This is a genomic window from Streptomyces piniterrae, assembly GCF_005048155.1.
Lineage (GTDB): Bacteria > Actinomycetota > Actinomycetes > Streptomycetales > Streptomycetaceae > Streptomyces > Streptomyces piniterrae.
The window spans coordinates 55016-73606 of sequence record NZ_SUMB01000006.1; the positions used below are offsets into that span (position 1 = coordinate 55016).

Annotated in this window: 16 protein-coding genes; 11 read left to right on the forward strand and 5 right to left on the reverse strand. The window is 69.3% G+C overall.

The features are described from left to right. Positions 1-99 precede the first annotated feature (99 nt). The 5 genes from FCH28_RS18710 (at position 100) to FCH28_RS18730 (ending at position 4737) form a co-directional block, all read left to right on the forward strand. On the forward strand, positions 100-558 hold the full coding sequence (locus FCH28_RS18710) for an Lrp/AsnC family transcriptional regulator (RefSeq protein ID WP_136741219.1): 459 nt from the start codon (positions 100-102) through the stop codon (positions 556-558). Positions 559-761: 203 nt separating this feature from the next. Beyond that, on the forward strand, positions 762-1925 hold the full coding sequence (gene mqnE / locus FCH28_RS18715) for an aminofutalosine synthase MqnE (RefSeq protein WP_136741491.1): 1164 nt from the start codon (positions 762-764) through the stop codon (positions 1923-1925). A 45-nt stretch (positions 1926-1970) separates the two neighbouring features. Then, positions 1971-2531 (forward strand): GNAT family N-acetyltransferase, encoded by a 561-nt coding sequence (locus tag FCH28_RS18720; RefSeq protein WP_136741220.1) that lies wholly within the window; start codon positions 1971-1973, stop codon positions 2529-2531. 167 nt (positions 2532-2698) lie between these two features. Continuing rightward, positions 2699-2989, forward strand: coding sequence for a DUF4229 domain-containing protein (locus FCH28_RS18725; protein WP_136741221.1), 291 nt, complete (start codon positions 2699-2701; stop codon positions 2987-2989). A gap of 395 nt (positions 2990-3384) precedes the next feature. Continuing rightward, positions 3385-4737 carry a dicarboxylate/amino acid:cation symporter gene (locus FCH28_RS18730; RefSeq protein ID WP_136741222.1) on the forward strand — a complete coding sequence of 451 codons (1353 nt, stop codon included), beginning with the start codon at positions 3385-3387 and terminating at the stop codon, positions 4735-4737. A gap of 118 nt (positions 4738-4855) precedes the next feature. On the opposite strand, the gene FCH28_RS18735 is transcribed toward FCH28_RS18730, so the two are convergent. Further along, positions 4856-5731: an alpha/beta fold hydrolase gene (locus tag FCH28_RS18735; RefSeq protein ID WP_136741223.1), complete on the reverse strand. Its 876-nt coding sequence runs from the start codon at positions 5729-5731 to the stop codon at positions 4856-4858. 176 nt (positions 5732-5907) lie between these two features. Between FCH28_RS18735 and FCH28_RS18740 the strand changes: the two genes are divergently transcribed. Continuing rightward, the gene (locus FCH28_RS18740; protein ID WP_136741224.1) at positions 5908-6576 is read left to right on the forward strand and encodes a TetR/AcrR family transcriptional regulator; all 669 of its coding nucleotides are present in this window, start codon (positions 5908-5910) and stop codon (positions 6574-6576) included. A 141-nt stretch (positions 6577-6717) separates the two neighbouring features. On the opposite strand, the gene FCH28_RS18745 is transcribed toward FCH28_RS18740, so the two are convergent. Continuing rightward, complete coding sequence (locus tag FCH28_RS18745) at positions 6718-7296, reverse strand: hypothetical protein (protein ID WP_136741225.1); 579 nt, start codon at positions 7294-7296, stop codon at positions 6718-6720. 214 nt (positions 7297-7510) lie between these two features. Here FCH28_RS18745 and FCH28_RS18750 point away from each other — a divergent pair, with 214 nt between their 5' ends. Both FCH28_RS18750 and FCH28_RS18755 read left to right on the forward strand, forming a co-directional pair. After that, positions 7511-7714, forward strand: a complete 204-nt coding sequence (locus FCH28_RS18750; RefSeq protein ID WP_136741226.1) for a hypothetical protein — start codon at positions 7511-7513, stop codon at positions 7712-7714. A gap of 280 nt (positions 7715-7994) precedes the next feature. Next, positions 7995-9860, forward strand: a complete 1866-nt coding sequence (locus FCH28_RS18755; protein WP_246103035.1) for an AMP-dependent synthetase/ligase — start codon at positions 7995-7997, stop codon at positions 9858-9860. 124 nt (positions 9861-9984) lie between these two features. On the opposite strand, the gene FCH28_RS18760 is transcribed toward FCH28_RS18755, so the two are convergent. From FCH28_RS18760 to FCH28_RS18770, 3 genes are all read right to left on the reverse strand, one after another. Then, positions 9985-12639, reverse strand: a complete 2655-nt coding sequence (locus FCH28_RS18760; RefSeq protein ID WP_136741228.1) for a hypothetical protein — start codon at positions 12637-12639, stop codon at positions 9985-9987. Between the two features lie 440 nt (positions 12640-13079). After that, positions 13080-13217, reverse strand: coding sequence for a hypothetical protein (locus tag FCH28_RS38170; RefSeq protein WP_169314200.1), 138 nt, complete (start codon positions 13215-13217; stop codon positions 13080-13082). A gap of 200 nt (positions 13218-13417) precedes the next feature. Then, positions 13418-13621: a cold-shock protein gene (locus FCH28_RS18770; RefSeq protein WP_003984261.1), complete on the reverse strand. Its 204-nt coding sequence runs from the start codon at positions 13619-13621 to the stop codon at positions 13418-13420. 249 nt (positions 13622-13870) lie between these two features. Between FCH28_RS18770 and FCH28_RS18775 the strand changes: the two genes are divergently transcribed. From FCH28_RS18775 to mqnC, 3 genes are all read left to right on the forward strand, one after another. Continuing rightward, positions 13871-14761, forward strand: a complete 891-nt coding sequence (locus FCH28_RS18775) for a menaquinone biosynthetic enzyme MqnA/MqnD family protein (protein ID WP_136741230.1) — start codon at positions 13871-13873, stop codon at positions 14759-14761. 458 nt (positions 14762-15219) lie between these two features. Beyond that, entirely contained in the window at positions 15220-17169 is a 1950-nt protein-coding gene (locus FCH28_RS18780; RefSeq protein ID WP_136741231.1) for a serine/threonine-protein kinase, read from the forward strand. A 201-nt stretch (positions 17170-17370) separates the two neighbouring features. Then, the gene (gene mqnC, locus FCH28_RS18785; protein ID WP_136741232.1) at positions 17371-18570 is read left to right on the forward strand and encodes a cyclic dehypoxanthinyl futalosine synthase; all 1200 of its coding nucleotides are present in this window, start codon (positions 17371-17373) and stop codon (positions 18568-18570) included. Positions 18571-18591: the final 21 nt, after the last annotated feature.

Below are 18591 nucleotides of genomic sequence, written 5' to 3' on the forward strand. Positions count from 1 at the left end.
TCGTCGGTGATTCGAAGATTTACAGGGTCCGAGGCCCTGTATGCCTTAGATTCTACATGCAGAACTCGAAAATGCGTAAAGATTGGAAGGCTTGAGGGCATGGACGCGGTGGATAGGCAGCTCATCCAGGCACTTCGCGAGAACGGCAGGGCTTCGTACGCGGAGCTCGGCCGGCTCGTCGGCCTCTCCGGGCCCAGCGTCACGGACCGGATCAACCGGCTCGAAGCGGCCGGCGTGATCACCGGCTACCGCGCGACGGTCGACGCCAGCTCCCTCGGACTGGGCGTCACCGCGCTGGTCGGCATCTCGCTGTCCGATGCCGCCGACCACGAGGACGTCGCACGCCGCCTGAAGGACCTCGCCGAGATCGAGGACTGCTGGTTCATCGCCGGCGACGACTCGTACATGCTCAAGGTGCGGGTGGGCGACGTGGACGGCCTGGAGCGCACCATCCGGCGGCTGTCCGGCACCAAGGGCGTCTCCCGTACGCGCACCACGATCGTGCTCTCCACCAAGTGGGAGAACCGCGTCGGCGAGCTGCCCGAAGAGGTCGAGTAGGCCACCGGAAGACAGTGGTGCGGGCCGGGCGGACGGAGCGTGTCAAGGGCGCTCCGTCCGTTCCTCTTTGGGGGGAGTAGGCTCGTCGGAGCCCGTTTCCGGCACGGAAAAGCCGGAGAAGCGGTGCGGTACGGCTGCGAAACAGCAGAGAAGACGGCTGCGATACGGCAGAGACACTGGGAGGCGACCGGATGGCTGCGTCGATGGATGTGGGCCTCAAGCGCGAGCTGGAGGAGAAGGTCCGGTCCGGTGAGCGGCTGACCCGCGAGGACGGTCTCGCGCTCTACGAGAGCGACGACCTGGCCTGGCTGGGCGGTCTCGCCAACGAGGTCCGCACCCGCAAGAACGGCGACGTCGTCCACTTCAACGTCAACCGTCACCTCAACATGACCAACGTGTGCACCGCGTCGTGCGCCTACTGCTCGTTCCAGCGCAAGCCGGGCGAGAAGGACGCGTACACGATGCGCATCGAGGAGGCCGTCCGCCTCGCCAAGGCGATGGAGGGCGAGAACCTCACCGAGCTGCACATCGTCAACGGCCTGCACCCGACCCTGCCGTGGCGCTACTACCCGCGCTCCCTCAAGGCCCTCAAGGAAGCCCTCCCGCAGGTCTCCCTCAAGGCCTTCACCGCCACCGAGATCCACCACTTCGAGACCATCTCCGGGCTGACCGCCTCCGAGATCCTCGACGAGCTGATCGACGCCGGCCTGGAGTCGCTGACCGGCGGCGGCGCCGAGATCTTCGACTGGGAGGTCCGGCAGCACATCGTCGACCACGCCACCCACTGGGAGGACTGGTCGCGTATCCACCGCCTCGCGCACGAGAAGGGTCTGAAGACCCCGTGCACGATGCTGTACGGACACATCGAAGAGCCGCGCCACCGCGTCGACCACGTCCTGCGGCTGCGTGAACTCCAGGACGAGACCGGCGGCTTCCAGGTCTTCATCCCGCTCCGCTACCAGCACGACTTCGTCGACATGCAGGACGGCAAGGTCCGCAACCGCCTTCAGGCGCGGACGACCATGGCGACCGGCGCCGAGGCCCTGAAGACCTTCGCCGTCTCGCGTCTCCTCTTCGACAACGTCCCGCACGTCAAGGTCTTCTGGGTGATGCACGGCGTGCAGACCGCCCAGCTGGCGCTGCAGCACGGCGCGGACGACATGGACGGCTCGGTCGTCGAGTACAAGATCACGCATGACGCGGACAACTACGGCACGCCGAACAAGCTGACCCGCGACGATCTGCTCGACCTGATCCGCGACGCCGGCTTCCGCCCCGTCGAGCGCAACACCCGCTACGAGGTCATCCGCGAGTACCCGGGCCCGGACCCGGAGCGCCGCGAGTCGCCCCAGCCGATGCGCGTCTGACCTGGTCAGAGCCGATTGTCAGTGGGGGAGGTTAGGGTCCGGGTCATGAGCGTGCGCTTCGACCTGGACCCGTCCGTCACCCCGGAACTGCATGACGGGATCTGCGCGTTGTGGGAGACCGTCTCCACCGCGGACGGTGCCGTCGGCTTCGTACCGCCCGTCACCCGCGAGGACATACGTCCCGAGCTGCTCAAGCATCTGACGGACATGGCCGAGGGGCGTACGCGCCTTCTGGTGGGCCGCGACGGTGGGGGTACCTCCCGGTCGAGCGGAGCCGGGAGTGGGGGAGGCCGGGTGCTGGCGACGGCGTTCCTCACCCTCAACACCCACCGCCTGATGAAGCACTGGCTGTGGGTCTACACCGTCATGGTCCACCCCGCCCTCCAGGGCCGTGGCACCGGCCGCGCCCTGATGGCCGCGGTCGCCGACGCGGCCCGCACCCTGGACGGTATACGTGGCATCCGTCTCACCTGCCGCGGCGGCACCGGTCTCCACCGCTTCTACGAAGCCTGCGGCTACAAGGAGGTCGGCCGGGTCCCCGACGCGATAAAGGTCGCCGACGACGACTACCGCGAGGACATCACCATGTGGCTCGACCTGGCCTGACGGGCGACGGGCAGCGGGGGCGGCCGGCGGACACCGGGAAGATCCTCCTCCCGATCCCCGCGCCTCGGGGGCCGGGAAGATCGCCCGCACCGCTGTGCTTCACTGGACGGTGACCGTTTCGGCTGTCGCTGAGACACGTTGAGAAACCTGAGAAAAAGGTCCCGTCCGTGAGTAGCCACAAGTTCGCCACGCTCCGCTACACCGCCCTGCGCATCGGCCTCTTCGCCGCCTCGTTCGCCGTGGTGTGGGTGCTGGCCTACTTCCGGATCATCCCGCTCGGCATCGGCAGCTCCAACACCGTCTGGCTGCTGCTGCTCGCCATCGTCATCTCCGCGCCGCTCAGCTTCGTGCTGCTGCGCAAGCAGCGGGACGTGATGTCGGAGCAGATCGTGGCCAAGGTCGACCGCCAGCGCGACCGGCTCACGGCCAACCGCAGCCAGGAGGACGAGCTGCTGTAACCGGCCGCTGTAAGACGCCTCACACGAGGCCGTCCGGAGGCCCCTGTACGACAGGCGCCCGGCCGTGGAATCCCCTTCCACGGCCGGGCGCCTGCCTTTGCATGGGCTGCCCGACCCCGCCCGTCTCCCTGGGAACCCAAAGATTTTCTTTGGGTTCCTCAAAGTTCGAGTGTTAACGTACTTTCCATGAAGACAGCAGCCGCGCCCCCGACACCCATGAGCGTTCCGCTCGTGGCGCGCCTGCACGTCGATCTTTGCCGCTGTATGTCCGCGGCCTGTTGCCGCCGCTGACCTTCTTCGCAGCGGCCGGAGATCCTTCCTGAACCCACGGATACGGACCTCCTGGCGCCCCCTTCGCCTTTCCCCACGTCTTACCTGTCCCCGGAGTGTGTCCGTTGTCCACGTCTGCCGAGACCGCCGAGTCCGCACAGGCCCCTCAGGCCCCCAAGTCCTCCCGAATACCCAAGATCCCGTTCTGGGTCCAGATCCTGGCCGGCCTCGCTCTCGGCGTGCTGCTCGGCTGGATCGCCAAGAGCGGTGACATCGGCTGGCTCACCACCACCCTGGGACAGGTCGGCGACCTCTTCGTCCAGCTGCTCAAGCTGGCCGTCGCCCCGCTGGTCTTCTTCGCCATCCTGGTGTCGATCACCAACCTGAGGCAGGTCAACAACGCCGCCCGGCTGGCCACCCGCACCCTGCTGTGGTTCATGGTCACCTCGCTGATCGCCGTCGCGATCGGCCTGGCGATCGGCCTGCTCACCAACCCCGGCGCGGGCACCGGCCTGACCCCCAAGGACGGCAAGCTCCCCGACCACGCCGGCTCCTGGATCGACTTCCTGACCGGCATCGTCCCCACCGACGTCATCACGCCGTTCACCGAACTCAACGTCCTGCAGATCGTCTTCATGGCGGCCGTCGCCGGTATCGCCGCGCTGCAGCTCGGCGAGAAGGCCGAGCCGGTCCTCAAGGTCAGCCGCGCCGCCCTCGAACTGCTCCAGAAGGCCCTGTGGTGGGTCATCCGCCTCGCCCCGCTCGGCACCGTCGGCCTCATCGGCCACGCCATCGCGACGTACGGCTGGAACCTGATCGGCAAGTACGCCACCTTCACCGTCGACATCTACGTCGGCTGCGCCCTGGTGCTCTTCGGCGTCTACCCGCTGCTGCTCTCGACGGTCGCCAAGGTCAACCCGCTGCAGTTCTTCAAGGGCGCCTGGCCCGCGATCCAGCTGGCCTTCGTGTCCCGCTCCTCGGTGGGCACCATGCCGGTCACCCAGAAGGTCACCGAACGCCTCGGCGTCCCGCGCGAATACGCCTCGTTCGCCGTGCCCTTCGGCTCCACCACCAAGATGGACGGCTGCGCCTCCATCTACCCGGCGATCGCCGCGATCTTCATCGCCCAGATCTTCGATGTGCACCTCGGCATCGGCGACTACGTCCTGATCGCCTTCGTCTCGGTCATCGGCTCGGCCGCCACCGCGGGTCTGACCGGCGCCACGGTCATGCTGACCCTGACCCTCTCCACCCTGGGCCTCCCCCTGGAGGGCGTCGGCCTGCTGATGGCCATCGACCCGATCCTGGACATGATGCGTACGGCCACGAACGTCGCCGGCCAGTCCGTCATCCCGATCCTGGTCTCCGCCCGGGAGAAGATCCTGGACCGCGACGCGTACCACGCGGCGAAGTCCTCGCCGATCGACGAGGACGTCCGCGAGGCGGAGCAGCTGGTCACGGTGGAGGCTGCGGCGTAGGGCCGCTGCGGACAGGCCACTTGAGCGCCCCGGACAGTCGATGATGTGAGCGCCCCGGATCTCGATCGGATCCGGGGCGCTCGGTCGTGTGCCGGAGGTGGTGCCGGCACGGGCGCTGTCAGGATGCCGCCCCCGTATGGGCCAGGATCGCGTCGGCCAGCGGCGCGTGGACGGCCGGCGGCAGGGCGTGGCCCATGCCGGGGATCTCGACGAGCCGTGCGTTGCCGATGACCTGCGCGATGTGCTGGGGGTGCGGGGGAGGGAAGACCGGCTCGGCGGGAGCGGCCATGACGAGGGTGGGGACCTCGTTCTCGGCCAGCTGGTCGGTGCGGAGCATGTCGGAGTCGTCGGCGCGGCCGGGGGCGTTGTTGGTGGTGTAGTGGCCGGTGTGCTCGATGATGCGGCGCTCCAGGGTGCGGAAGAAGCCGGCGTCGAAGGGGAGTTGGTCACCGGCAAGTACGCGCCAGTGTGCGACGCGGCGGTCCAGCTCGGCCTCCAGGCCGTGGTCCTCGACGGGGCGGGACCACAGCTCCAGGACCTCGGGAAAGATCCCGGGGAGTTCGTCCGCGGGGAGCTGTGTGCCGTCGGGGCGGGTGTAGGGGGTGGTGCTGAGGGCGCTGGTGCCGATGAGGCTGGCGCTGATCAGTCGGTCGGGGTGGTCGGCGAGGACCATCTGGACCAACATGCCGCCCAGGGACATACCGACCAGGTGTGCCCGTTCGATGCCGAGCGCGTCCAGGACGGTGATCACGTCATCGGCGAGATCGGCGATGCGGTACGGCTGCCGGTCGAAGGACCAGGTGGCACGGCCGGTGTCGCGCTGGTCGTAACGGATGACCCGGTGGTGGGCGGCGAGCGAGTCGACCAGCGGCTCGGGCCAGCCGAGGCCGGACGCCTGGGCTCCCATGATCAGCAGCAGTGGGGGCGCGTCGGCGTCGCCGCGCTGTTCGGTCCACAGGCGGACGCCGGGGGCGGCTTCGACGTACTGGTGCATGGGGGTCCTCCAGGGTCCGCGGACGATGAACGGCGTCGCGTCGGGTCACGGCGCGACGAGACGTATCGTCTCGCTTTCTCGTCGGTGATGTCAACGCGAGGAGGCGGCAGGGTGGGGGAGGGTGAAGATCGTAAACTTACTTTGCAGTAAAGGGGCGGGATGGAAGGGCGTTTGGCGTGGGTGCTGTGAAGAGCAAGCGAGTGCCGAGAGCGGTGCGGGAACAGCAGATGATGGACGCCGCGGTGCGGACCTTCGCGCGGCGCGGCTATCGGGCCGCCTCGATGGACGAGATCGCCGAGGTGGCCGGTGTCTCCAAGCCGCTGGTCTACCTCTATCTGAACTCCAAGGACGACCTGTTCAGCGCGGTCATCAGGCGGGAGTCGGAGGCGCTGGTGGCGGCCGTGACCGCGGCCGTCGAGCCGGGGGTGCCGGCCGACCGGCAGCTGTGGAGCGGGCTGAAGGGCTTCTTCGCGCACACCGCCGAGAACCCCGACGGCTGGGCGGTGCTGCACCAGCAGGCGCGGACGCAGGGGGAGCCGTTCGCGCGCGAAGTGGCCGCGATGCGGGCGGAGATCATGGTCTTCGTGACGACGCTGATCGACGCGGCCGCCAAGGAGGCGGGCTGCGATGGCGAGTTGGCCGAACGCGAGGTCGCCGGGCTCGCGCACGCGCTGGTCGGTGCCGCGGAATCGCTCGCGGAGTGGGCCAACGCCCGTACCGACGAAGGCACTTCGGGCGAACGGGAGCACCCGGCGGCAAAGGACACCGCCGCCACGTTGATGAACTTCGCCTGGGCGGGCCTCGGCCGGCTGATCACCGGTGAACGGTGGGCGCCGGGCACCTGAGTTCCGGGGCGGCCCGGACCTTTCCCGGGGGGCAGGGGTGGCCGGTGGGGCCGGTCGCCCCTGCCGCGGGGCCGCGGGGCCGCCGGGTCGCCTGGTCGGCGCCCTGGCGCCCGGCCCCCTCTGATGCGAAGAGCCGCCCGGTCAGTCCCGGTCGTCGGGTATCCGCGCGCCCGGTATGCCCAGCCCGGCGAAGAGGACGGCCGAGAGCTCCTCCGCAAAGAGCGCCGACCCGGTGAACGCCCGCCGGAGCAGCGCCTCATCGGCCGTCAGCCCGGCCGCCGCTGACCAGGCCAGCGCGCCCGCCACCGCGGTCTCGACCGGGAACTGCTCCAGCGGTATCTCGTAGCTCTCCGCCATCTCGCGGTTGAGCAGACCCTCCCAGGCGCCCCCGCCCGGCGCTCCGGCCTCCGCGAACCCCACGTCGCTGTCCAGGAACGACACCATGACCGCCGGCGCCCCGGTCTGCCGGACCAGCGCCGTCATGCTGCGACCCCCGGCATCCGCGAACTCCGCCATCTGCCAGCCCGCCACCGGCAACGCCGCCCCTTCGACGCCTCCGACGCGTTCGACGCCTGAGACATCTCCAGCACCGTCCACGCCATCGACATCATCGACATCATCGACACGGTCTACGTGGTCGACATGATCGATGGCATCGACACCGGTGAAGCCGGCCGCTTCCAGGATCCCGGACAGTGCGCCCGTGGACCGAATTGCCAATGACCCGCCTGAATTCCCCATATCCCGAAAGCTAGCGGACGGCACTGACAATCCGGCTGGAGATCGTCTTCGCGTCATGCGTCAGGCGCCCAGCGGCGGCCCGCCCGGCCCGAATTGGTGCGACGAAGGTGGTGACCGGGCATTGGCCAACTCCTGGTCCTGGCGTAAATTTACTTCGCAGTAAAGTTACTGTTGAGTCAGGAGTTGGTCGAGGATGAGTTCTCAGAGGCCGGCGAAGGGGCAGGCAGTGGGCCCGGCGCAGGGCGGGGGCCCGGGTACCGGCGACTCCGAACTCATCGAGATCCACGGGACGTTCGCTTCCCGGGTGCCGGCGGAGGGCGGCGGGCCGGTGCGCGGCTCGGTGTCCGACTGCGCGGCCGGGTGGCCGGGGCTTATGGCGGTGCCGGGGCGGGGGTAGGGGAGGGCCCCTGCCGGATCCCCTAGGGGAGATCCCCTAAGGGGCGTGCTGTCCCCACTTCAATCCCTACCCGTCCCGTCCTGTTCCCTCCCCTGTCCCCCTTCTCTCGTTCCCGCTCCGTTCACGCCATGCCACTCCACTCCCCTTCGAAGAAGAAGATGAGGAGCCGCTCGTGTTCAGCCAGGAAAGCGCAGGCGCCAGCTCAACCCCCTGTCCAGGCGCCGGACATACCACCGCAACCGTCCCCGCGACAGCAACCACCGCCACCACCCCCGCCCTTGTGGAGCCGCACAAGACCGTCATCGACGGCACCGTCCGCCAGGTGTCGGTGCCCGCCCTGGCGCCCCCCGTCCGGACCGGCTCGCTGGGCGACCTCCCCTTCATCAACGCCGCCGAGGCCCCCGACGAGCCCGTGCTGTCCCGCAAGCAGCCCAGCGGCAGCTGGCGGGACATCACCAGCGTCGAATTCGCCGCCGAAGTGCGGGCCGTGGCCAAGGGGTTGATCGCGCACGGCCTGAGGCCAGGGGACCGGCTCGCGATCATGGCCCGTACGACCTACGAGTGGACCCTCATCGACTTCGCGGCCTGGGCCGCCGGCCTGGTCACCGTCCCGCTCTACCCGACCTCGTCGGCCCACCAGGCGCAGTGGATCCTGCACGACTCCGGCGCCCGCGCCTGCGTCGTCGAGAACGTCGGCGAGACCCGGCTGATCAGCGGCATCCGCGGCGAACTGCCCGCCCTCGACCACCTCTGGCAGTTCAACACCGGCGCCATCGCCCAACTCGTCGCGGCCGGCCAGGAGTTGCCCGGCATGCTGGTGGAGCAACGCCGGTCCGCCGTCGTCCCCGAGGCCCCCGCCACCCTCATCTACACCTCCGGCACCACGGGCCGTCCCAAGGGCTGCGTCCTCACCCACGCCAACTTCTTCGCCGAGGTCGACAACGCCGTCGAACTCCTCCACCCCGTCTTCAAGTCGGTCAGCGAAGAGCCCGCCGCCACCCTCCTCTTCCTCCCCCTCTCCCACGTCTTCGGCCGTATGGTCGCCGTCGGCTGTCTGCGCGCCCGGGTCCGCCTCGGCCACGCCCCCAGCATCGAGACCGACGACCTGCTGGCCGACCTGGCCGGCTTCCAGCCGACGTTCCTGCTGGCCATCCCCTATGTGCTGGAGAAGGTCTACAACACCGGCCGGGCCACCGCCGAGAAGATGGGCCGCGCCGCGTCCTTCGACCGGGCGGCACGGATCGCCCGCGCCTACGGGGAGGCCGTCGAAGCCCAGGAGCACGGCACCGGCCCCGGCCCCGGGCTCCGCCTCAAAGCCGCCCGCAAGCTGTACGACCCCCTCGTCTACCGCCGCATCCGGGCCGCCCTGGGCGGCAGGGTCCGCTACGCCATCTGCGGCGGCTCCCCGCTCGGCCACCGCCTCGCCGCCTTCTACTCCGGCGCCGGCATCGAGATCTTCGAGGGCTACGGCCTGACGGAGACCACCGCCGCGGCGACCGTCACCCCACCCCTGCGCCCCCGTATAGGCACCGTCGGCTGGCCCCTTCCCGGCACCGCCGTACACATCGCCGACGACGGCGAGATCCTGCTCCACGGGGGCCATGTCTTCTCCGGCTACTGGGACGCCGCCCTCGGCGCCGCCCGCCCCGTCACCGACCAGGGCTGGCTGCCCACCGGCGATCTGGGCGCCCTCGACGCGGACGGGTACCTCACCATCACAGGGCGCAAGAAAGAGATCATCGTGACGACCGGCGGCAAGAACGTCGCCCCGGCGCCCCTGGAGGACCGCCTCCGCGCACACCCCCTGGTGGGCCAGTGCATGGTCATCGGAGAAAACCGCTCGTACATCACCGCACTGATCACCCTGGAGCCGGACGGACTCGCCCATTGGCGTCAGATGAACAAGAAGCGGGACGTGCCGCTGTCGGAGCTGGTCCACGACGACCGGCTGCTCGCCGATCTCCAGCACGCCGTCGACGACGCCAACAAGCTCGTCTCCCGCGCCGAGTCCATCCGCCGCTACCTGGTCCTGCCCGTGGAATTCACGGAGAAAACGGGGCATCTCACCCCTTCCCTGAAGCTCCGTCGGGCCGCCGTCGCCCGCGACTTCGCCAAGGAGATCGAGCGTCTCTACGAAAGGAACTGAAGGAACTGGCGGCCCCCTATGGAGTGCGGGCCCTCGGCGCGTCAGACTGGAACCCCGTGTCACCTCTGTGGGGGAGGTGGCACGGGGCCTTTCGTCTTGCCCGCGTACCGATCAGGTCCGGTCCCTAGACCTCCAGCGGACTCCTCCTGTGGAGCGTCGAGGGGCTCCGTCGTGTCAGGAGCGGGACGTTGTCCAAGGCGTCGCGGAACGACTTGTACGCACTCTCCTCCCTCAGCCAGTCGTCGAGGGTCTGCCAAGCCGCCGCGTACCCCGTGGACAGTTCGCGGATCGTTCTCGCATTCAACCGTGCCACGCCGTCCGCGCCGGCATCACGGAGAATCCGCTGCCCGTCATCGCTGGTCGTGGAGGTGCGGGTGGCGTCCAGATAGCGCTTCAAGAGCGCAAGCCTCCGATCGATCACATCGGAACTCGGTAGACCGTTCGGGTTGGCGGAGGCATCCGGCGCCAACGGGGGCGGGAATCCGGGGGAAGAAGAAGACGTGGGTTGGCAATTGGTCTGGATGTAGCGGATGAGGCTCACTCGGTCCTGCCATCTGCGTTTGTTCGCGTCATCGGAGATCTGCCGTATGGACTCCCAGATACCGCGCTCCACGCGCAGCCACTCCGTCGCGCACTGAATATCGACTTCGTATTTCTCGCTCCGCAGGTTCCAGACCTGCTGCATCACTTCAGCGATTTCTTCGAGGAGTCGGTAGTCGTACTCCCTCAGCTGCTTGTCGCACCGGTCGCTGGGAGCCGTCTTCTCGATGGGCTCCGCGCTGGGATAGGCAGTCCGGACGAAGTTATTGAAGAGCTCGTTCTCAAGCGTCTCCTCCCCGCGAAGCACGTCCAGATCGGGATCGTCCTCGACCATCCATGACCGCTCGACCATGGCGAGGCTCCCACGCGTAGCCTGCGCCGCCAGCTCAAGGTGGGCCACGGCGCTCTCGGCGAGCTCCTGGAGGGTCTCGGCCGTGTGATGGCCGTGCATCGCAACCGCATAGACACACGCAGTGTTGTAGTGGGTGTGCCAGTCGTGACGCGACCCGAGCCATGTCACGTGGCGAAGCTTCCGGCGGAGAGAGCGGACTTTCAGCTTCTCCCACGAAATCCTGGCTCCAGGGCGCCGCCAGGCGTATCCGCGCCGCCATTTCTGCGACGATTCGATGCCGTAATCGCAACTGGCCCAGGCCAGGCGCAGTGGCCCCCACACCCTCCGGTTGATCTGAAAGGCGCCACGGGTGACGGACGGTCGTGGCCCGCGCACGCTTTGATAATAGGAGGAGGGCCAGAGGACTCGGATACGACTCCACAGCCGAACCGGCCAGTAGAGCCATACCCGGGCCCAGGCATCGTCTGCGGCGAGGCGGGTCGTCTCCTGTATGGCGGCTCGCTGAAATATCAGGCGGACCTCAGCTTCGTTCGTCCTGTTCTCCAGAATGCGGCGCAGTGAATTCTGGCCTGACCCTTTGCGGTCTTTGTGTTGCCGCCACCGTTCACGCATCCGGAGGGCGCCGCCGCCATCCAGGCTGACGGCAGTCGGCCAGTACCGCTCCACCAAGAGCGGTATCAGGTGCTCATGTGTCCGGTCGCCGTTGCTTCCCTCGCGCTGACACCATTGGCGCGCCGTCGTCTCGGACGTACCGAGGATGATCGAATTGCGGTAGCGGAGACCCAGCAACTCGCGGTGCAGCCGCGGATGCCGGAAATACCGCAGCCGCCGCCAGTGCGGGCTCCAGCGGCTCTGCCACAGCCGCTTTCCGTACCTGCGGGCGTCCTGCCCGTCGAGGGTGAGAGCGCGCTGACAGGTATCGAGCGCGTCGATGTGCAGACCCATCTTCTCCTGGGTTTCGGCCAGTTCGGCCCGGAGATACGGGTTCGTGGGGTCGAGCCGGACCGCGCTGAAGTACTGCTCCAGGGCCTCGTGGTGGCGGCCCGCGCGGCTCAGCTCGTTCGCCGCCTGGTACGCCTCGTACAGCTCGGGTTTGAGTTCCCGGCCCCACCACTGGCGCCAGGGCGGCCGCCGCCCGGCGCGGGTCACCGGCAGCATCGTGCTGATGATCCAGCTGCCCGCTTTACGGACGACGTCGTCCCAGTCGCTGCCCCAGACGGCCGTCGCGCGCGAGCCGCCGAACAGGAAGGCGGTGACGGTGACCGTCATGCCGTACTGATCCGGCAGCGGGCTCTCCCGGAACTGGAGGATCCCGCTGACCCGGTAGGCCAGTTTCGGGCGCACCCGGCCGAGCAGTTTCGGCAGCACCGTGCCCAGCTTCTGGGGGTCGATCTCGACGTCGCCGAGCAGCTCCAGAAACGACTCGGCGGGCGCCTGCGCGGGCAGCGTCGCCGGTGGGTACATGCTGCTATCGGAGAGCCGGCGCCGAAGCCTGGCCGTGAGATCGGCATCGGACGGTTTGGGCGTGCCTTCCGGGGTGGCGTCCTCCAGCGGCTGTACGTCCACGGACCCCGGCTTGTACGCCAACCAGGCACGCGTCGCCCGCCACAGCACATACAGGAGCAGCAGGAGGACCAGGAAGAACGCCAGCCGGGCGCCGATCGGCGCCCCCCTGGAGTTCGGCTGGAAGATCGCTCCGAGGCCGCCGAAGATCTGCCCGACGAATCCGAAGGGGCTTCTCCAGGCCGGTGGGCGATCGGCCCCGGCCCACCACAACGCGGCGAAAAGCCCGGCGAAGCCCAGTCCGCTCCACCACCACCAGGCCATAAAGCGGGGAGCGGGCAGGGGCGCCGTCAGGCTGCGTTCGTTTTCTCGGCCGTTGAACATGGCGTACTACGGATCGACAGACCGTGCGGCAGCGACGTCATGCCGGCGAGGCTGCCTCAATCTCCACGCTACCCGGGGAGGCTGTCGTAGACAGGGCAATCAAACGGGGCGCCGCTGTCACCGAGGAGGCAGGGCCACGGCCGTCTGTATCTCGCATGAGTTGCACCAGAAGGCCCAGCCGTTCGCGTCGACGGACCGGGACCCGCATGCCAGGCACGGGTCCCCGACGAAGCTTGCCGCCACCCAGCTGCCGGCCGATGCCGCCCGCCGGCCGAGGGCCGTGCACTCCTCGGCGTAGCAGGGGATGCACACCCCTCCGTTGCGGCCGGGCAGCTTCATCGACCGTACTCCGCAGGTGGCGCACGGGAGTATGCCGACGTACTGCACGTCCAGGCCGACCGGCCTACCGTTCCTACTAAAGGCCGCCATGACTGCCTCCTCTATGCCAGGACGGTGCCGGTGTCGCCGCATCCGGAGCACGGCGTGGTGACCGTGTCGCCGCTCGCCGTCTCCCACTCGACGGCGCCTGCGCCACCGCAGTCCGGGCAGGGCTTCTGCGGGGGCATGTCCTCGCTCATCTTGCCCAAGGTAGGCCACGTCATGTTCCGATGTGACCACTTTCCGTGATCACTTCGGCGACCCCTTGTCCGCGGTGCCTTCAAGGGGCTGCCGTACACAGGAGTGCAGAAAAGGCAGGAGCCCCTCTCCCCACCGAAGTGGAGGAGCGGGGCTCCTTGGGTACTGCTAGCTAGATCGACCTGAGGTCGGTCTGGGCAACTTAGACCGGCGTAACGTTCTCCGCCTGCGGGCCCTTCGGGCCCTGGGTGACGTCGAAGTTCACCTGCTGGTTCTCCTCCAGGGAGCGGAAGCCAGAGGCGTTGATTGCCGAGTAGTGGACGAAGACATCCGGGCCGCCGCCGTCCTGGGCGATGAAGCCGAAGCCCTTTTCAGCGTTGAACCACTTGACGGTTCCGGTAGCCATAAGCCCTCCTTGGGCCAAAGGGTTGCCCTGCTCCAGAACCTGCAAAGAAGTCTGAAAACTACAAAAGCCTGCGGGTCACATGCTCCGCAGGCTCTGTACTGCAAGGGAAACCAAACTGCAACTTGCGCTGAGCGTAGCATGTGCCGCTCGTGAGGTGGAAGAGCCAAAGATCACGTCTATTCGATCGCCGTAGCGGCCATACGCGGCCCCGCCGCACCGCCCCCGAGCCGGCGGGTCTAGCCTCCGCATGTGGACAATTCAACCTTCGGAGACGCACCCGCAGGAGCCGTGGCCGACCACCGTCGCAGCCGGCCGCGGGTGGGCCACATCCAGTTCCTGAACTGCCTGCCCCTCTACTGGGGCCTCGCCCGTACGGGCACCCTGCTCGATCTGGACCTCACCAAGGACACCCCGGAAAAGCTCAGCGAGCAGCTGATCCGAGGGGAACTGGACATCGCGCCGGTCACCCTCGTCGAATTCCTCCGCGCCGCCGACGACCTCGTCGCCTTCCCCGACCTCGCCGTGGGCTGCGACGGTCCGGTGATGTCCTGCGTGATCGTCTCGCAGAAGCCGTTGGACCAGCTGGACGGCGCCCGTATAGCGCTGGGATCGACCTCGCGGACCTCGGTCCGGCTGGCGCAGCTGCTGCTGGCCGAGAAGGTCGGCGTGCGGCCCGAGTACTACACCTGCCCGCCCGACCTCGGCCTGATGATGCAGGAGGCGGACGCGGCGGTGCTGATCGGGGACGCCGCGCTGCGCGCGAATCTGCACGACGGCCCGCGGCTCGGGCTGGAGGTCCACGACCTCGGTGAGATGTGGAAGGAGTGGACCGGCCTGCCGTTCGTCTTCGCCGTCTGGGCGGCCCGGCGCGACTATCTGGAGCGCGAGCCGGTCATGGTGCGGCGGGTGCACGAGGCGTTCCTCGCCTCCCGTGACGTGTCGCTGGAGGAGGTCGCCAAGGTCGCCGAGCAGGCTGCCCGCTGGGAGAACTTCGACGAGCCGGTGCTGGAGCGGTATTTCACCACGCTGGACTTCCGGTTCGGGGCCGAGCAGTTGTGCGGTGTCGCGGAATTCGCCCGGCGGGTCGGGCCGACGACCGGATTCCCGGCCGATGTGCGGGTGGAATTGCTGGACGCGTAGGAGGCACCGGACGGTTTGCCGTCAGTCGGACGGTTTTGGGCCGCGAAGGACCTTGCCGATCTCCTCCAGGCCTGGAATCCCGCATGCCCCGGACGTAGCCCCTGGCATTGTGGCCGCCGCCCCGGATGGCCTTCAGGTGAGCCTTGGCCGGACCTTTTTCGTACTCCCGGATGAAACGTTCGAGAATGTTCCGGCCGCTTTCCTCCGTACCGATCGGAAATGGGATGTGGACGTCCGGCGCGGTACTCCTGTCGCGGGCCATAGCGGGCGCTGCCCCCGGGTAACTGGTGCATCGGCGCACTCCGGACGGTCACGCCGCCATGGCCGGCAGGGCCGCCATGCTGGGCGGATGGTCGACTTGCTCCCCGTTTGGTGCGGAAAGCGGGGTGGAGGTTTCCGGGGAACGGGAATGACATGGGTCATAAGCTGGGTGCGCCGTGATGAGGGGGAGGCAGGCCATGGAGCCGCTGGCTGGGGACGATCCACGGGTCCTGGGCGGATACCGGCTGCTGGGCCGGCTCGGCGCGGGCGGCATGGGCCGGGTCTATCTGGGCCGCAGCGCGGGCGGGCGGACCGTCGCGGTGAAGGTCATCCACGCGCATTTCGCCGACGACGACCAGTTCCGTGCCCGGTTCCGGCGCGAGATCGAGTCGGCCCGCCGGGTGGGCAGCGCCTGGACCGCGCCGGTCCTGGACGCGGACCCGGACGCCGCCGCCCCCTGGGTCGCCAGCGGCTATGTCGCGGGCCCCTCGCTCTCCCAGGCCGTCGCCGAGGTCGGGCCGCTCGCCGAGCACTCGGTACGCGCCCTGGGCGCCGGGCTGGCCGAGGCGCTGGCCGCGGTGCATGCGCTCGGTCTGGTGCACCGGGACGTCAAACCGTCCAATGTGCTGCTCACGCTCGACGGCCCGCTACTGATCGACTTCGGGATCGCCCGGGTCACCGAGGGCACCGCCTCGCTGACCTCGACCGGTGTCTCCATCGGCTCGCCCGGCTATATGGCGCCCGAGCAGATCCTCGGCAAGGGCACGGCGGGCGCGGCCGATGTCTTCTCGCTCGGCGCGGTACTGGCGTATGCGGCCACCGGCACCAGCCCGTTCTCCGGGGACAGCTCGGCGGCGCTGCTCTACAAGGTCGTCCACGAGGAGGCGCAGCTCGGCCCCGAGCTGAGCGGCGAGCTGCGCGAGCTGGTCGCCGCCTGCCTCGCCAAGGCACCCGCGGACCGCCCCGCCCCGGAGGAGCTCGCGGCCCGCCTCGCGGGGGAGCGCAGCGGCGGGGCCGCGGAGCTGGTAAGCGCCGGCTGGCTGCCGGGCGCCCTGGTGGAGCGGGTCAGCAGGCAGGCGGTGGAGCTGCTGAATCTCGACGCGGGGGAGGGCGCGGGCCGGGCGGCTACGGGTGCGCCGGCCGGCGGGACGTTCGGGCCGCCGGATCCCTCGTACGAGGCGACGGAGCCGTCTTACGGGGCGGGCGGTCTCTCGTATGGCGCGGGCGCTTCGTACGGGGCGGCTGCTTCGCATGGCGCGGGCGCCTCGCACGGCGGCGCGTCCGGGCTGGTGCCGTTCGACGCGCAGGCCCAGGCGCCCGGGGTCACGGAGGCGGGGGCGGAGACCGGGGCGGCCGGACAGGCGGCCGCGGTCCGGCCGGGGATCCCGGGCCAGCCGCCCGGCCCGCCGTCCGCAGCGCCGTCCACCCCTCCGCAGCACACGCCCTGGCCGGTCGCCGGGGCGTCCTCGGGAGGTCCCGCACCCGCTGCGACCGGTCCTGCCGCCGCGACGACCGGCCCCGCGCTCGCCGACCTGCCGACCGGCTCCCCGGACCCCGCCCCCAAGGAGCGACGGATCGCGCTGACCGGGGCGGTCGGCGGCAAGGACCGCCCGCGCCGGGTGAGCTGCACGCTGGTGCTGTCGGTGGCCGGGGCGCTGGCCGCCGCGACGACGGCCGCGTTCGTCTTCCAACTGCTGCCGGGCGGGGGCGCCCACGACAACGCCGCGAAAGAACCGCCGTCCGGGAGCAGGCCGAAGCCCGGGGCCACCGAGGAGGCCTCGCCACGCGCGGAGGCCTCCGTGGCCAAGGGCTTCCTCGGCACCTGGAAGGGCAACGTCCGGATGGACAACGGCTTCTCCAACGGCACCATGACCAGCGTCATCAAGCCCGGCGGCAAGGGCGACTACGTCATCCACACCACCTACGACGCGGTGCTGGTGGTCTGCCGGGCCAAGGCGAAGCTGGCGTCCTCGACCGACACCAGGCTGGTGCTCACCGAGCGCTCCGACGGCAAGCAGGGACCGGGCTGCACCGGCTCCAAGTCCACCGTGACGTACACCCTCCGCGGGGACGGCAAGATCGGCTTCACCTCGGACGACGACGCGGGCGGCACACCGACGGCGACACTGACGAAGAACGGCGGCTGAGGGCGGGACAGGGCCGGACCCCTGACGCCGGGCCGGGGCCCCGCACACCCGGCCGGGACCCCCGTTCGCCCGGCCGGACCGTCCACACACCGGCCGCCACCAACACTGTCGGACCCCTGGCGTACGCTGGATCGGTCGTTGAAGCGCGTGGTCATGCACCTCATACGCGTCGTTATGCCCGCCTCCGAAAGGGACGCCCCGGTGACCGAGAACGCCGACCTCCAGTCCGTACTCGACCGCGCCGCGCAGGGCGGCCGCATCACGCCGGAGGAAGCCCTCGACCTGTACCGTTCCGCGCCGCTGCACGCACTCGGCTCGGCCGCCGACGCCGTGCGCCGCCGCCGCTACGCCGGCACCGAGCACATCGCGACGTACATCATCGAGCGCAACATCAACTACACCAACGTGTGTGTCACGGCGTGCAAGTTCTGCGCGTTCTACGCCCCGCCCAAGGACACCGCCAAGGGCTGGACCCGCGACCTCGACGACATCCTGCGCCGCTGCGCGGAGACCGTCGAACTGGGCGGCACCCAGGTCATGTTCCAGGGCGGCCACCACCCGGACTACGGCGTCGAGTACTACGAAGAGCACTTCTCGGCCATCAAGAAGGCGTTCCCGCAGCTCGTCATCCACTCCCTCGGCGCCTCCGAGGTCGAGCACATGGCCCGGATCTCCAAGGTGTCGCCCGAGGAGGCCATCCGCCGGATCCACGCCGCGGGCCTCGACTCGTTCGCCGGCGCCGGCGCCGAGCTGCTGCCGGCCCGTCCGCGCAAGGCCATCGCGCCGCTGAAGGAGTCCGGCGAGCGCTGGCTGGAAATCATGGAGACGGCCCACACCCTGGGCGTGGAGTCGACCTCCACGATGCTGATGGGCACCGGCGAGACCAACGCCGAGCGCATCGAGCATCTGCGGATGATCCGCGACGTCCAGGACCGTACGGGCGGCTTCCGCGCCTTCATCCCGTACACCTACCAGCCGGAGAACAACCACCTGAAGGGCCGGACGCAGGCCACGATCTTCGAGTACCTGCGCATGATCTCCATCGCCCGGCTCTTCCTCGACAACATCGCCCACATCCAGGGCTCCTGGCTGACCGTCGGCAAGGAGGCGGGCCAGCTCTCGCTGCACTACGGGGCCGACGACCTGGGCTCGGTCATGCTGGAGGAGAACGTGGTCTCCTCGGCGGGCGCCAAGCACCGCTCCAACCGCATGGAGCTGATCGACCTGATCCGCAAGGCGGACCGGGTCCCGGCGCAGCGCGCGACCACGTACGAGCATCTGCTCGTGCACGACGACCCGGCGAACGACCCGGTCGACGAGCGGGTCGTCTCGCACCTCTCCTCGACCGCCATCGAGGGCGGCACCGCCCACCCCGAGCTCAAGCTCGTCGAGGCCAAGTAGGCCACCGGCGAGCCGAGTCGA

Excerpts from the sequence above, each read along its gene's own strand:
- FCH28_RS18710 (WP_136741219.1), top strand. The coding sequence starts at position 100 with ATGGACGCGGTGGATAGGCAGCTCATCCAGGCACTTCGCGAGAACGGC.
- FCH28_RS18760 (WP_136741228.1), bottom strand. The coding sequence starts at position 12,639 with ATGTTCAACGGCCGAGAAAACGAACGCAGCCTGACGGCGCCCCTGCCC.
- FCH28_RS18780 (WP_136741231.1), top strand. The coding sequence starts at position 15,220 with ATGGAGCCGCTGGCTGGGGACGATCCACGGGTCCTGGGCGGATACCGG.
- FCH28_RS38170 (WP_169314200.1), bottom strand. The coding sequence starts at position 13,217 with ATGAGCGAGGACATGCCCCCGCAGAAGCCCTGCCCGGACTGCGGTGGC.
- FCH28_RS18770 (WP_003984261.1), bottom strand. The coding sequence starts at position 13,621 with ATGGCTACCGGAACCGTCAAGTGGTTCAACGCTGAAAAGGGCTTCGGC.
- FCH28_RS18720 (WP_136741220.1), top strand. The coding sequence starts at position 1,971 with ATGAGCGTGCGCTTCGACCTGGACCCGTCCGTCACCCCGGAACTGCAT.
- FCH28_RS18750 (WP_136741226.1), top strand. The coding sequence starts at position 7,511 with ATGAGTTCTCAGAGGCCGGCGAAGGGGCAGGCAGTGGGCCCGGCGCAG.
- mqnE (WP_136741491.1), top strand. The coding sequence starts at position 762 with ATGGATGTGGGCCTCAAGCGCGAGCTGGAGGAGAAGGTCCGGTCCGGT.
- FCH28_RS18735 (WP_136741223.1), bottom strand. The coding sequence starts at position 5,731 with ATGCACCAGTACGTCGAAGCCGCCCCCGGCGTCCGCCTGTGGACCGAA.